The organism is Lentisalinibacter orientalis, from assembly GCF_040706535.1.
Classification (GTDB): domain Bacteria; phylum Pseudomonadota; class Gammaproteobacteria; order Steroidobacterales; family Woeseiaceae; genus Lentisalinibacter; species Lentisalinibacter orientalis.
Window position 1 is genome coordinate 281,690 of sequence record NZ_JAPDRJ010000005.1, and the last position, 12,667, is coordinate 294,356.

The following is a 12,667-nucleotide window of genomic DNA, read 5'->3' on the forward strand; positions in this document are numbered from 1 at the left end:
TCAGCCCGCGGCGCGCGCCGCTCTTCCGGCGCCGAGCACCTCGGCCATCGCCTCGGCGTAATGCCGGATATCCCCGTCGGTCTTGGTCTCGGTGGCGCAGACCAGCAGGACGTCGCCCAGCTCCGGATAGTCCGCGCTCACGTCGTAGCCGCCGAGCACGCCGCGGGCGGACAGCTCGGCCAGCACCGGCGCCACGGGCCGGTCCAGCCTGAGCAGGGCCTCGTGGAAGTAAGGCGTGTCGAACGCGCTTTCCACGCCGTCGATGGCGGTCAGCGCCTCGCACAGCGCCGTCGTGCGGTCATGGCATTCGGTGGCCACACGGGCCAGGCCTTCCTCGCCCAGCAGCGACAGATAGATGGTGGCCGCCGTCACCATCAGTCCCTGGTTCGTGCAGATGTTGGAGGTCGCCTTGGAGCGGCGGATGTGCTGCTCGCGCGCCTGCAGCGTCAGGGTGAAGCCGGGCTTGCCGTCCAGGTCCACGGTGCGGCCGACGATGCGGCCGGGCATCTGCCGCACGAAGTTCCTGCGGGCGGCCATGAAACCGAAATACGGGCCGCCCGAGGACAACGGCACGCCGAGGGGCTGGCCCTCGCCGCAGACGATGTCGGCGCCCTCCTCGCCCCACTCGCCGGGCGGCTTCAGCACCGCCAGCGAGGTGGGATTCACCACCGCGATCACCAGCGCGCCGAGCGCCCGGGCCCGGTCGGTCAGCTCGTCCATGTCTTCCAGCGTGCCGAGGAAGGACGGCTGCTGGATGACCACGGCCACCGGCGGCTCGCCCGCTTCCGCCAGCGCTTCCAGCCGTGTGAGGCCCGTGGCGGGATCCAGCGGCAGGTAGTCGAACTCCAGCCCCTGGGTGCCGGCAATGGCCTCGGCGACCTTGCGGTAGACCGGGTTCACGCCGGCGGCCAGCAGCACGCGCCGCGACTTCGCCCGGCGGTTGGCGCGCACGGCCATCAGGGCCGCCTCGGCGAGCGCGGAGGCGCCGTCGTACAGCGAGGCGTTGGAGACGTCCATGCCGGTGAGACCCGCCATCATGGTCTGGTACTCGTAGATCACCTGCAGCGTGCCCTGGCTCGCCTCCGCCTGATAGGGCGTATAGGCGCTGTAGAACTCGCCGCGGGTGGTGACCTCCCAGACCGCCGCCGGGATGTGGTGCTCGTAGGCGCCGGCGCCGATGAAGCAGAGCGGCGAGCCGTCCCGCGCCGCGCGCTCGCGCATCAGCCGCGTCACTTCCATCTCGCTCAGCGCGTCCGGGACGCCGGGCAGCTCGTCGATGACCAGCTCTGCCGGAATCTCCTCGAACAGGCGCTCGATGGAATCCACGCCGATGGCGTCCAGCATCGCGCGTATGTCTTCTTCGGTGTGCGGGATGAAAGGCATGTTCGTCTCCGTCGCTCAGTCTTCCGCCTCGGCCAGCAGCTGTTCGTACGCTTCCGCGTCCATCAGGTCGTCCAGTGCCGCCGGCGATGCGGGCGTGAGCCGCGCGATCCAGCCGTCGCCGTAGGGGTCGCTGTTCACCTTCTCGGGCTCGTCCGCCAGCGTGCCGTTGACCTCGTCCACCGTGCATTCGAACGGCGCATACACATCCGATGCGGCCTTCACCGATTCCACCACCGCGATGCCGTCGCCCGTCCCGGCGCTGTCGCCCTGCTCGGGCAGTTCGACGAAGACGAGGTCGCCGAGCGACTCCTGGGCGTGATCCGTGATGCCGAGCGTCACGGAGCCGTCGTCCTCGAGGCGGATCCACTCATGGTCTTTCGTGTATTTCAGGTCGCCCGGTACTTCGCTCATCTCTCTTCCTCCTGGCCGGCACGTCGCCGGATATCGTCTTGTCCGAATAGCGCTGTCAGACTTTCACTTCGCCGTTGCGCACGAACGGCGGCCTGACGATGCGCACGGGCAGATGCCGCCCGCGGATATCCACCGTCAGAGGCTCTTCCGCCCCGGCATCGATGCGGGCGAGCGCGATGGACCCGCCCACGGTGGGGCCGAAGCCGCCACTGGTGATCTCGCCCACCGTCGCATCGCCCGCGAGCACGGGCTGATGGTTGCGCAGCACGCCCTTGCCCTCCAGCACGAGCCCGACGAGGCGGCGCGGCACCCCGGCTTCCTTCTGCCGCTCCAGCGCCGCCCGGCCGATGAAATCCCGTCCGGGCGGGTCGAAGGCCACGGTCCAGGCGAGGTTCGATTCCAGCGGCGTCGTCGTCTCGTCCATGTCCGAGCCGTACAGGTTGAGGCCGGCCTCCAGCCGCAGCGTGTCGCGCGCGCCGAGGCCGCAGGGCTGCACGCCGGCCTCGGCCAGCGCCTGCCAGGCGGCGATCACCGTGTCTCCGCCGGCGATGATCTCCCAGCCGTCCTCACCCGTATAGCCCGTGCGGGCGACGAAATAGTCACCGTACTCGCCGGCGGTGAAGGGTTTCATGGCCAGCGCCGCCTCGCGCCGGTCGGCAGGCAGGAGGGCGGCAGCCTTCTCCCGTGCCTCCGGCCCCTGCACGGCCAGCATGGCAAGATCGGCGCGCTCGGTGATCCCGACGGCGTGGCCCTCGGCCTGCCGGCGCATCCAGGCGATGTCCTTCTCCCGGGTTGCGGCGTTGACCACCAGGCGGTAGTCGCCCGGCCCGCGATGATAGGCGATCAGGTCGTCCAGCACGCCGCCGTCCTCGTTCAGCATGCAGGTATACAGAGCCCGGTTGGTACCCTCTATCTTGCCGATGTTGTTCGCCAGCAGTCGGGCCAGGAAATCCGTGACCCCGTCGCCGGCGAGATCGACGACGGTCATATGCGAGACGTCGAACATGCCGGCCGACTCCCGCACGGCACGATGCTCGGCGAGCTGGGAGCCGTAGGCCAGCGGCATGTCCCAGCCGCCGAAGTCCACGATACGGGCGCCGGCATCGACATGCAGGGGGTAGAGTGGTGTGCGATTGCCCATGCTGGCTCCTCCGTTGACGGAAACGCGACGGACGTGGTCGTCCATCGCCCCTCTGTCCGGTTACCTGAGAGATCGGGCGGGCCTCGCCATGGGCCTTCCGCCGCACACCTTCGGTGGGCCGTTACCGGCCACTCTCCAGAGCCAATCAGCGTCCGCAGTCCCTATGCCTGAGCGTTTCCGGGCGAGTTGCGCCTTCGGCGATCCGGTCGTGCCGGATGCTCTCCCGCGGAGCCTGTCGATCGAGCTTCGGATCATAACTTATCCGCCGACCGGGTGACCAGCGGCCGCGGCGTCACAGCGGCAGGGCGGAGGTGGACTTCTTCTGCTTCAGCACGAAACTGGTGTTGGCCGTCTGCACGCCGGTGAGGCGGAGCAGCTTGCCGCTCAGGAAATCCTCGTAGCCCTCCATGTCCCGCGCGACCACCTTGATCAGGTAGTCGTACTGGCCGCTCATCGAGCAGCACTCCTGCACCTCGTCGCAGCGGCGGATCATCTCGTCGAACTCCCGGATGGTGTCGGGATGATGATCCTCCAGTGAGATCTGCACGTAGGCCAGCACCGGGAAGCCGAGCTCCTGGCGTGAGAGCCGCGCCACGTACTGCTCGATGACGCCCGACTCCTCCAGCCGCCTGACCCGCCGCCAGCACGGCGAGGGCGACAGCCCCACCTCCTTCGCGAGCTGCTGATTGGAGATGCGGGCGTCGCGCTGCAGCACCGAGAGGATGCGGCGATCGTAACTGTCCATAGGCAGTATATTTCTCTTAAACAAAAATCTGAAAAAGGATATTGCCGCCAAAGCGCTACAGAATGCAAATTTGAAATTGTTTTGCGCCTTGGAGGAGTTATTCTTTTCCTACGTACAAGCAACGGCAGAACCATGGGCAAAGGAATCACCTACACCGCGAAGACACCGGACGCCGACGGCCTGATCCAGTACACCGACACGGAGAATGCCGTCTGGCGTGAACTGATCACCCGCCAGAAGCAGGTGCTGCCGGGGCGGGCCTGCCGCGCGTTCGTGGACGCGCTGGACGTGCTGGGATTGCCCGAGGACCGGGTGCCCCAGTGTCCGGAGGTCTCCGCCGTGCTGCGCGAATGCACGGGCTGGGGCGTCAGGCCGGTGCCGGCGCTGATACCGCTGGACGAGTTCTTCTCGCTGCTGGCGAACCGGATGTTCCCGGCGGCCTCGTTCATCCGCGCCCCCGAGGAACTGGATTACCTGGAAGAGCCGGACATCTTCCACGAGATCTTCGGCCACACGCCCCACCTCACGGACAGCCGGTTCGCCGCCTTCACTGAGGCCTACGGCAAGGCCGGTCTGGCGGCGAGCGACGCCGACCGCGAGATGCTGGCGCGGCTCTACTGGTTCACCGTGGAGTTCGGCCTGGTCGAGACCGACGAAGGCATTCGCAGCTACGGCGCGGGCATCTGCTCCTCGCCGGGTGAGACCCGCTATGCGGTGGAAAGCGACGAACCGGAACGCGTGCCCTTCGATCCGATCGAAGCGCTGCGCACCCCCTACCGCATCGACATCTACCAGCCGCTGTACTTCGTGCTGGAGAGCTTCGACCAGCTGTTCGATCTGGCCAGGAGCGACCTGTCGGCGATGATCCGGGAGGCGCGCAGACTGGGCGACCGGCCGCCGAAATTCCCGCCGCTGCCGGAAGCGAAGAGCGCCTGAACCAAAACCGTAGGAGGGCCTTCAGGCCCGATCCATCTTTCGAATCGGGCCTGAAGGCCCTCCTACATGCCTCCTACATGGCTCCGTGCGCCGGGAATCGTTCCCGGGCGAACGCCGCCCGCTGCGCCGGCGTCGCCGCCGCATCATAGTCCCGGTCCACCGTCTCCAGCCGGGGCCGCAGGCCTGCCCGGTTGGCCAGCTGGATGTTGAGTCCGGGGCGCGCGTTCATCTCCAGGATCAGCGGGCCGAGATCCCGGTCGAGCACCATGTCCACGCCGACGTAGCCAAGGCCGGTCACGTCGATGGCCCTTGCTGCCGAAGTCAGGATGAAATCCCACTCGGGAATCCTGAGGCCGGCAATAGGGTGATAGGTATCCGGATGCTCCTCCACGATCTCGTTGCCTCTGACACCGTCCAGCGTGACGCCCCCGGCCATGTCGATACCCGCGCCGACGGCACCCTGGTGCAGGTTTGCCTTGCCGTGTGACGCCTTGGTGGGCAGACGCACCATGGCCATCGCCGGATAGCCCCGGTAGGTGATCACCCGGATGTCCGGCACGCCCTGGAAACTGACCTGCTCGAACAGCGGATCGAACTGCACGCAGTACTCGATCAGCGCCGTATCCGGCTCGCCGGTGAGGCTGTACTGGCCGCCGACGATGTTAGAGATGTGGAAATCGAGGGTGTCGCCGTCCCAGATCTGGCCGTCCACCAGCCGATAACGGTCGCGGCGCCGGCCCGACACCACGACGATGCCGTCGCCGCCGCTGCCGTGGGCGGGCTTCACCACGAAGCTCTGGTGATCGCCCACGATCTCGGGGATGCGGCCGGTATCGCCCTGGTTGTCGATGATCCCGTAGAGTTCGGGTACCGCCATGCCCGCCTCGATGGCGAGCTTCTTCGTGAGTACCTTGTCGTCCACCCGCGGATAAAAGCGGCGCTGATTGTGCTCCATGATGAACCGCGCGTTGCGCAGGTTCAGGCCGAGGACGCCCGCCTTGCGCAGCGCCCGCGCCCTGACGGCAGGATTGAAAAGGCGCAGGCTCATCGCTCCAGCACACCGCGAAAGCGCGCGAGCTCCACCAGCCGATAGCCCGTATAGCGGCCGGCCAGCAACACGAGCGCCAGCACGATCAGGAGCAGCTCGGGGAACGTGAACACGATGTGCTGCAGCCAGTCGATGCCCATCGCCAGATAAGCGAGCGCCGCCACCAGCAGGCTGCCCACCCCCGCCTTGAGGGCATCCCGCGGCCCGCGCTCCTCCCAGATGACGGACATCCGCTCGATGGTCATGGCGATGATTACCATCGGAAACAGCGCGACCGAGAGACCGGTCTCGATGCCGAGCTTGTGGAAGACGATGCTGATCAGCAGCATCAGCAACACCACGACGATCAGCACGGCCGTCAGCCTGGGCACGAGCAACAACCTGAGGCGCTCCAGCAGGAAGCGGATCGACAGACCCAGAGATACCAGCAGCGTGAACAGGAGAATGCCGCCGATCAGCTGCGTCTCCCGGAACGCAAGCGCGATCAGCACCGGCATGAACGTGCCGAAGGTCTCCACCCCGACGAAATTGCGCATGAACACCATCACGAGCGCGCCGATCGGGATCATCAGCAGCACGGCGTACACCGCCTGGGTACGGATGGGCAGGCTGAACAGGGAGAACTCCACCAGCCGGGAGCGGCGTTTCTCGGCGCGCTGACCGGCCACCTCAAGGGTATCGAGCTGGTTCTCCTGTACGGCGAGGTTCACTTCGAGCCCGCTGCCGCCCTGCACCGTCGCCAGCGGCTGATTGCCACGCCACCACACCAGGTAATCGTCCGGCAGGCCCTCCTCGCCGGTAAGCGGATCGAAATTCACCCAGCGAAAGCCGTCGTGGATTTCCAGCCAGGGGATGACCTCGGCCTGGCGGCTCTGTCCGGTCAGCATGATGCCGCGCATCATCCGCGCCGGGATGCGTGCAGCGGCCAGTATCTTCGTGACCGTGGAGACGAACCCGGCGCGGGTCTCCGACAGGCTGAGCAGCAGCTCGACGTTCTGCCCGGGACTGGGGTCGTTCAGCCGATGCAGCAGTTCGGCGGTGAACGAGGCCGGATCCGCGGATTGCTCGCGCACCTCGCCCACCAGCACCTGCACGGCCGTGTTGAAGGGTTCCTCCAGCGTGGGCGGCGGCGGGAACGGCGGCGTCGTGTCCGACTGGCGGCTGGACGGGTCCTCGTACAGCACCGCCCGGTAGTAAAGCGTCTGCGGACCGTCCGCGCGGCGGATCGCCCACTGGGCCTCGCGCCCGCCGCTATCGAAATTGACGCTGAACCCGTAGCCCTTCGAGACCGAGTTCTCGGTCATGAGCGTGTAGCCGGGAATCAGCGTGGGCAGTTGCAGCGTAGCCTTGATCGAGCCCGGCCCGCCGATGAAGCTGACCGCCGCTTCCACCGTCCAGACACTGGTCTGCTGGTCCTCGGTGACCGGCAGGCCCAGCACCTGCCACTTGTAGGCGAACATCGACAGGCCCGTCGCTGTGAGCAGCGCGGCGATGACGATGAGATAGCGTCTGCCCATGTCGCTCACGCGGCCGTCAGGCCGTCTCCGCCAGTCCCGTGGCATGGCGCACGGCCATGCGCTTCAGTGGGCCGATGCGATTGAACAGGCGCATGCCGTCCATGCGGATCCGGGCCACGGCCGGCGCCTCCACGCCGAAGAAACGCTGCAGCGCATCGAGGAACAGCAGCGTGCGCATGTTCTCGCCCTTGCGCGCCCGCTCGTAGCGCCGCAGCACGGGCCGGTCGCCGGGATCCTCGCCGCCGCGCCGGGCCGCCGCGATACAGCGCGCCAGTTCGCCGGCGTCGCTGAAACCCAGATTCACGCCCTGACCGGCCAGCGGATGCACCGCATGGGCCGCGTCGCCGGCCAGCACCAGCCGATGGCCGACATAGTCCGGGGCATACGAGGCGGCCAGCGGGAAGCTCCCCCTCGGACCGGCCACCGTGAGCGTGCCGAGCACGCCGTCCGTGGCCTCGGTCAGGCGCGCGCCCAGCTGGTCGTCGTCGAGGGTCATCAGCTGCTCGCACTCCGCGGTTGCGGTGGACCAGACGACGGAACAGCGCCCGTCGCCCAGCGGTAGCAGTGCCACGGGCCCGGTCGCCAGGAAGCGCTGCCACGCGGTCCGGCGATGGTCGCGCTCGGGCCGCACGTGGGTCACGAGGGCATCCTGGGGATAACGCCGGCTGCGCACCGGCAGTCCCGCCAGCCCGCGCACGGCGGAACGGGCACCGTCCGCACCCACGACCAACGCAGCGTCGACGCAGCCGCCGTCGGCGAGCACGAGCCTGGCCGCACGCTCGCCCGCCTCGAATCCCTCGACCCGGGCGCCGAAATGCCAGCGCAGCCCGGCTTCCTCGCGGCCCAGCGCGCCGTAGAGCGCGTCCCGGATCAACTCGTTCTCGACGATGTGCCCGAGTTCCGGCAGGCCCAGTTCGTCGGCGCCGAAGCGCACGGCCTCGCCGCCGTCGGCGCGGCCGCGGGCGTCCCAGACGCACATGGCGCCGTAGGTCCCGATGCGCGTGCGTTCCACCGCCTCCCACGCACCGCAGCACGCCAGCAGCGCGGCGGAGCCGGGCGAGACCGCGGAGACGCGCAGGCCGACGTCGGCGCTTTCGTCGAAGGACGGCGGGACGCCGGCATCGATCACGGCGAGGCGCAGCGATTCGTCTTCCCGGCGCAGCAGGGCGGCCAGCGCGAGGCCGACCATGCCCGCTCCGACGATGGCGACGTCGACCTCCGGCCTCACCTGAGCGGCACCCCCCGTGACAGACGCGGCAGGCGCCCGGCCAACCCCATGGTATGCCGCGCGAACGCCCGCTTCGCGCCGGGAATGATATCCAGACCGAGCATGCCGATACCGCGGGCGGCGCGGGCCGTCTCCAGCTCGCTGCCAAACAGCCGCACCAGGCCGTCGGTGAAGCCCACCACCTTGCGCTGATCGCCGCGGCGCCAGTCCGCATAGCGCGCGAGCAGCGCGGGACTGCCCGGATCGCCGCCCTCCGCGATGGCCTCGGCGACGAGGTCGGCCAGCGCCGCCACGTCGCGCATGCCCAGGTTGTAGCCCTGTCCCGCCACCGGATGCAGCCCGTGCGCCGCGTTGCCGATCGCGACCACGCGGCCCGCATGCAGGTGCTCCGCGCGGGTAAGCGCCAGCGGATAGGCCACCCGGCGGCCCACCCGGCTCAGGCGGCCGAGACGCCAGCCGAAAACGGCCTGGAACTCAGCCAGGAACGCGTCGTCGTCCAGCGCCGTCACCCGCTCCGCCTCTGCGGGCGGCAGTGTCCAGACGAAGGCGCTGCGGCCTTCCGTGAACGGCAGCAGCGCCACCGGTCCGTCCTTCGTGAAGCGCTCGTAGGCGACGTTGTCGTGGGGGCGGGACGTCGCCAGGTTGCCGGTGATGGCCACCTGTCCGTAGGGACGCTCGCGCATGCCGATGCCGACGGCGGCGCGCACCGCCGACCGTGCCCCGTCGGCTGCCACGAGCAGCGCCGCCTCCAGGCGCTCCTCGCCATCGCCATCGCCATCGCCGTCGCCACCGTCATGGCCATCCCCCCACGCCACGGTGGCGGTCACCGACTCTTCCGTCTGCGTCACCGCGGTGATCCGCGCGGGGCGATAGAGTTGCGGTCCGCCCTCTTGCGCCAGGCTCGCGAGCAGGGTCTGTCCCAGTACCCGGTTCACGACGACGTAGCCCAGGGCTTCCACGCCCTGTTCTTCAGCCTCGATGCGGCAGAAACCGAAGCTGCCCCGGTCCGAGACGTGGATGGCGCGGATGGGCGTGGCCGCCGCCGCGATGGCGGGCCACAGGCCCATGGCGGTGAACGCCCGCTGGCTGGCTCGCGACAGCGCCGTGGAACGGTCGTCGAAGCTCGGCTGGGCGGCGGCACCAGGTTCCACCGGCTCCACGACGGCCACGCGCAGGCCCAGCGGCGCGAGCGCCCGCGCGAGGCTCGCGCCCACCATGCCGCCACCCGCGATGATGATGTCGTATCGCTCGGTCATGGTCTCATCCCGACGCCATGAGCGCCTCGACCTCGTCCGGGTCCTTCGCCAGACCCTTCGACAGCACGTCCGGGTCGTCGCGGGTCACGGCCACGTCGTCCTCGATGCGCACGCCGATGCCCGCGTAGCGTTTCGGAATGCCGCGCTTCGCCGGGATATAGATGCCCGGCTCCACGGTGGTGACCATGCCCGGCTCCAGCACCCGCCATTCGTCGCCCACCTTGTAGTCGCCGACGTCGTGCACGTCCATGCCGATCCAGTGACCGGTGCGGTGCATGAAAAACGGCTTGTAAGCCTCGTCCTTCAACAGCCGCGGCAGGCTGCCGTCCAGCAGCTTCAGCTTCTTCAGCCCTTTGGTGATCACACGCACCGCCGCATCATGGGGGTCGTTCCAGTGATTGCCGGCGCGAGTCTTGTCGATGGCGGCGAGCTGCGCCTCCAGCACGACCTCGTAGACCGCGCGCTGCTCCGGCGTGAAGCGCCCGTTCACCGGGAACGTGCGCGTGACGTCCGAGGCGTAATAGTCGTACTCGCAGCCGGCATCGATCAGCAGCAGATCGCCGTCGGCGAGTTCGGCCGCATTGTCCGTGTAATGGAGGATGCACGCATTCGCGCCCCCGCCCACGATCGGCGGATAGGACGGCTCGGCCCGGCGCCGGCGGAACTCGTGCAGGAACTCGGCTTCCACCTCGTATTCGTGCATGCCCGGTCGCGTCACCTGCATCGCCCGTTTGTGCGCGTCTACGGCGATCTTCGCCGCCTTGCGCATGGCGGCGATCTCCGCGCGGCTCTTGTACAGGCGCATGTCGTGCAGCAGGTGATCCAGCGCCACGAACTCCTGCGGCGTATGGCCGCCCAACTTCACGGTGCGGCGTAGCGTGTTCACCCACTCGGTCACCCGGTGGTCGAATTCCTGGTAGATGCCCATGGTGTAGAACACCCGCGGTTTCGACTCCATGAGGCCGGGCAGGATGTCGTCGATGTCGGCCACCGGGAAGGCGTCGTCGGCTCCATAGGTCTCGACCGCCCCCTCCGTGCCGGAACGATGCCCGTCCCACTGCTCGCGTTCGGCGTCGCGCTCGCGGCAGAACAGCACGAACTCGCCCTGCTCGCGCTCCGGCACCAGCACGGCCACGGCTTCGGGCTCGGCGAAACCGGTGAGGTAATAGAAGTCGCTGTCCTGACGATAGCCGAACTCCACGTCGCGGCTGCGATGCCGCAGGGGCGCGGCAGGCAGGATGGCGATGGAGTCGCGGCCCATCATGCGCATCAGCTGGCGGCGGCGTCTGGCGAATTCTTTCGGGTTCATAGGATCCTGTCGGTCGGCCGGGTCGGCGCCCCCCGCGGGGCGTGAGTGCGCATTGTACCGGAGCGCGCTGCGCCCCGGCGCGGCAGCGGCTACTGGAGCCCGGACGGCGCCTCGTGCCGATCGCCCCGGATGGAGGCCAGTTCCAGGTAGAACAGCTGGACGGCCACGCGCAGGTACTCCACCAGCTCGGCCCAGGCCTCCTCGTCGCCGTCCGCGCCATCCTCCGCGCCTTCCTCCGCGCCATCTGCCTCGCCGGCCGTCGCCCGCGTGATCTCGCTGAGATCGGACAGCAGCTCGGCGAGGGGCTCCTGCCCGAGCCGCTCCGCGAGCGCCGGCCGGCTGCCCGCCTCCCCGAAGCCGTGCAGGAACCCCTGGGTCCAGTGCGCCATCGCGCCCGCTCGCTCGCCCATCGGCGACCTGTCGCCCGGTAGCAGGGGCGCGAAGCGGAAGGCAGGGTCTTCGAGTTCCGCGGCGGTCTCGCTCGCGATGTCCAGCAGCGCCCGGCGCGCGTCCGCCGGCACCGGCTCTTTGCCGAACAGGCTGGTTATCCAGCGCGGCCCGGCACGGCTGCCGTGCAGGCAGACGAGGCTGCACAGGGTGCCGTGTGCCTCGGGCGCATCGCAGGTGGCCCCGGCCGCAGACAGGGTCTCGTGGAGTCTCGTGTGGATGGCGTGGGGGTGGTCCGGCATGTCGATCCGAGGTGCTGGTCAGCCGTTCTGGTCCTGAGACGCGTTCGACGAAACGGGCTGCGGCCGGCTGCACGAAGCCCGGAGGCCATCGTAACATCGCCGCCGCCGTGGCGGCCCGCGTACGGGACACCGTCGATTGACCGGATACCCGCTCACTACTATATTGCCCTCATGAGCGATCAGGTACATCAGGCGTTCGCGCACGAACTGAAGCGTCTGGAGAAGCGTCTGGACGAGCTCGTGGCGGTCTGCAATCAGCTCCGCGAGGAGAACCGCTCGCTCCGCCACCGCCAGGACACGCTGATCGAAGAGCGGGCGAGCCTGTTGCAGAAGAACGAGCAGGTACGTGCACGCGTCGAGGCCATGATCGGCCGGCTGAAATCCATGGAGCACGGCGCCTGACGCCGCGCCCGGAACACGGCGGCAACGGGTAGACGACGATGGACGACATGTATGCCCATGTGAGCGTGCGTATCCTGGAGAAGGAATACCAGGTATCGTGTCCGGCGAACGAGAAATCGGATCTGCTGGACAGCGCAGAGCTGCTCAACTCGAAGATGAAAGAGATCCGCGACAGCGGCAAGGTCGTCGGTACGGATCGGATCGCCGTCATGGCAGCGCTGAACATGGCCAACGAACTGATCAAGGCACGTGCCCGCGACGAGGCGCTCGAAGGCAACGTGGCCGGACGTATCAGGGCGCTGTCCGACAGGGTGGAGGCTGTGCTGGGCGACAGCCGCCAGCTAGACTTCTGAACCCGGGCCGCCGCGGGCGGTCATAGACAAGTTACGGCACCTCCTGCAGTGTTCGACACCGGCTGGGAAGCCTTTCGACCCTAACTATCAACGTCGGGGTCAAAAGCCTGAAGGCAACATTGCGCAGATCCGCGATACGGCGGAAAGCCTGCGTTGTCTCGGCCGACCCCACCTTACGCTCTGGTTCGAGAGCGACGGCTGGTGACGGCACAGGCGGGAGGTGCCACCTCTCTCCCGCAGGACTAGGGC

The 12,667-nt window shown here is 68.4% G+C and carries 13 protein-coding genes, 1 other RNA gene and 1 riboswitch; of the genes, 4 read left to right on the forward strand and 10 right to left on the reverse strand.

What is annotated here, in order from left to right:
* From gcvPA to ACJMK0_RS17085, 4 genes are all read right to left on the reverse strand, one after another.
* Positions 1 to 1,383: an aminomethyl-transferring glycine dehydrogenase subunit GcvPA gene (gene gcvPA / locus ACJMK0_RS17070; RefSeq protein WP_405240149.1), complete on the reverse strand. Its 1,383-nt coding sequence runs from the start codon at positions 1,381 to 1,383 to the stop codon at positions 1 to 3.
* Positions 1,384 to 1,398: 15 nt separating this feature from the next.
* Positions 1,399 to 1,794, reverse strand: a complete 396-nt coding sequence (gene gcvH, locus ACJMK0_RS17075) for a glycine cleavage system protein GcvH (protein WP_405223580.1) — start codon at positions 1,792 to 1,794, stop codon at positions 1,399 to 1,401.
* Positions 1,795 to 1,849: 55 nt separating this feature from the next.
* A complete protein-coding gene (gene gcvT / locus ACJMK0_RS17080) occupies positions 1,850 to 2,935 on the reverse strand; it encodes a glycine cleavage system aminomethyltransferase GcvT (protein WP_405240151.1) in 1,086 nt (361 codons plus the stop codon).
* Between the two features lie 145 nt (positions 2,936 to 3,080).
* A riboswitch (glycine riboswitch) is annotated at positions 3,081 to 3,171 on the reverse strand.
* A 56-nt stretch (positions 3,172 to 3,227) separates the two neighbouring features.
* Positions 3,228 to 3,680: an Lrp/AsnC family transcriptional regulator gene (locus tag ACJMK0_RS17085; RefSeq protein WP_405234064.1), complete on the reverse strand. Its 453-nt coding sequence runs from the start codon at positions 3,678 to 3,680 to the stop codon at positions 3,228 to 3,230.
* Between the two features lie 132 nt (positions 3,681 to 3,812).
* Here ACJMK0_RS17085 and phhA point away from each other — a divergent pair, with 132 nt between their 5' ends.
* Positions 3,813 to 4,616 carry a phenylalanine 4-monooxygenase gene (phhA, locus tag ACJMK0_RS17090; RefSeq protein WP_405240153.1) on the forward strand — a complete coding sequence of 268 codons (804 nt, stop codon included), beginning with the start codon at positions 3,813 to 3,815 and terminating at the stop codon, positions 4,614 to 4,616.
* A gap of 73 nt (positions 4,617 to 4,689) precedes the next feature.
* Here phhA and ACJMK0_RS17095 read toward each other — a convergent pair whose 3' ends face one another.
* The 6 genes from ACJMK0_RS17095 to ACJMK0_RS17120 form a co-directional block, all read right to left on the reverse strand.
* Positions 4,690 to 5,664, reverse strand: coding sequence for an alpha-L-glutamate ligase-like protein (locus tag ACJMK0_RS17095; protein ID WP_405240154.1), 975 nt, complete (start codon positions 5,662 to 5,664; stop codon positions 4,690 to 4,692).
* Positions 5,661 to 7,181 carry a UUP1 family membrane protein gene (locus ACJMK0_RS17100; RefSeq protein ID WP_405240155.1) on the reverse strand — a complete coding sequence of 507 codons (1,521 nt, stop codon included), beginning with the start codon at positions 7,179 to 7,181 and terminating at the stop codon, positions 5,661 to 5,663. Before ACJMK0_RS17100 ends, ACJMK0_RS17095 begins: the two co-directional genes overlap by 4 nt.
* Before the next feature lie 16 nt (positions 7,182 to 7,197).
* Positions 7,198 to 8,409, reverse strand: a complete 1,212-nt coding sequence (locus tag ACJMK0_RS17105) for a UbiH/UbiF/VisC/COQ6 family ubiquinone biosynthesis hydroxylase (protein WP_405240157.1) — start codon at positions 8,407 to 8,409, stop codon at positions 7,198 to 7,200.
* Entirely contained in the window at positions 8,406 to 9,665 is a 1,260-nt protein-coding gene (gene ubiH, locus ACJMK0_RS17110) for a 2-octaprenyl-6-methoxyphenyl hydroxylase (protein ID WP_405240159.1), read from the reverse strand. The genes ACJMK0_RS17105 and ubiH overlap by 4 nt, the downstream gene beginning before the upstream one ends.
* Before the next feature lie 4 nt (positions 9,666 to 9,669).
* Complete coding sequence (gene pepP, locus ACJMK0_RS17115; RefSeq protein ID WP_405240161.1) at positions 9,670 to 10,974, reverse strand: Xaa-Pro aminopeptidase; 1,305 nt, start codon at positions 10,972 to 10,974, stop codon at positions 9,670 to 9,672.
* 89 nt (positions 10,975 to 11,063) lie between these two features.
* On the reverse strand, positions 11,064 to 11,663 hold the full coding sequence (locus ACJMK0_RS17120) for a UPF0149 family protein (RefSeq protein WP_405240163.1): 600 nt from the start codon (positions 11,661 to 11,663) through the stop codon (positions 11,064 to 11,066).
* 171 nt (positions 11,664 to 11,834) lie between these two features.
* Between ACJMK0_RS17120 and ACJMK0_RS17125 the strand changes: the two genes are divergently transcribed.
* The 3 genes from ACJMK0_RS17125 (at position 11,835) to ssrS (ending at position 12,642) form a co-directional block, all read left to right on the forward strand.
* The gene (locus tag ACJMK0_RS17125; RefSeq protein ID WP_405223599.1) at positions 11,835 to 12,065 is read left to right on the forward strand and encodes a TIGR02449 family protein; all 231 of its coding nucleotides are present in this window, start codon (positions 11,835 to 11,837) and stop codon (positions 12,063 to 12,065) included.
* A 38-nt stretch (positions 12,066 to 12,103) separates the two neighbouring features.
* Complete coding sequence (locus ACJMK0_RS17130) at positions 12,104 to 12,418, forward strand: cell division protein ZapA (protein WP_405240165.1); 315 nt, start codon at positions 12,104 to 12,106, stop codon at positions 12,416 to 12,418.
* A 37-nt stretch (positions 12,419 to 12,455) separates the two neighbouring features.
* Positions 12,456 to 12,642: non-coding RNA, 6S RNA (gene ssrS / locus ACJMK0_RS17135), on the forward strand.
* Positions 12,643 to 12,667: the final 25 nt, after the last annotated feature.

What these genes read in the sequence shown, in the direction of transcription:
- gcvPA (WP_405240149.1), bottom strand. Translation starts at nt 1,383, where the DNA reads ATGCCTTTCATCCCGCACACCGAAGAAGACATACGCGCGATGCTGGAC.
- gcvH (WP_405223580.1), bottom strand. Translation starts at nt 1,794, where the DNA reads ATGAGCGAAGTACCGGGCGACCTGAAATACACGAAAGACCATGAGTGG.
- ACJMK0_RS17085 (WP_405234064.1), bottom strand. Translation starts at nt 3,680, where the DNA reads ATGGACAGTTACGATCGCCGCATCCTCTCGGTGCTGCAGCGCGACGCC.
- pepP (WP_405240161.1), bottom strand. Translation starts at nt 10,974, where the DNA reads ATGAACCCGAAAGAATTCGCCAGACGCCGCCGCCAGCTGATGCGCATG.
- phhA (WP_405240153.1), top strand. Translation starts at nt 3,813, where the DNA reads ATGGGCAAAGGAATCACCTACACCGCGAAGACACCGGACGCCGACGGC.
- ACJMK0_RS17130 (WP_405240165.1), top strand. Translation starts at nt 12,104, where the DNA reads ATGGACGACATGTATGCCCATGTGAGCGTGCGTATCCTGGAGAAGGAA.
- ACJMK0_RS17100 (WP_405240155.1), bottom strand. Translation starts at nt 7,181, where the DNA reads ATGGGCAGACGCTATCTCATCGTCATCGCCGCGCTGCTCACAGCGACG.
- ACJMK0_RS17120 (WP_405240163.1), bottom strand. Translation starts at nt 11,663, where the DNA reads ATGCCGGACCACCCCCACGCCATCCACACGAGACTCCACGAGACCCTG.
- ACJMK0_RS17125 (WP_405223599.1), top strand. Translation starts at nt 11,835, where the DNA reads ATGAGCGATCAGGTACATCAGGCGTTCGCGCACGAACTGAAGCGTCTG.
- ACJMK0_RS17095 (WP_405240154.1), bottom strand. Translation starts at nt 5,664, where the DNA reads ATGAGCCTGCGCCTTTTCAATCCTGCCGTCAGGGCGCGGGCGCTGCGC.
- gcvT (WP_405240151.1), bottom strand. Translation starts at nt 2,935, where the DNA reads ATGGGCAATCGCACACCACTCTACCCCCTGCATGTCGATGCCGGCGCC.
- ubiH (WP_405240159.1), bottom strand. Translation starts at nt 9,665, where the DNA reads ATGACCGAGCGATACGACATCATCATCGCGGGTGGCGGCATGGTGGGC.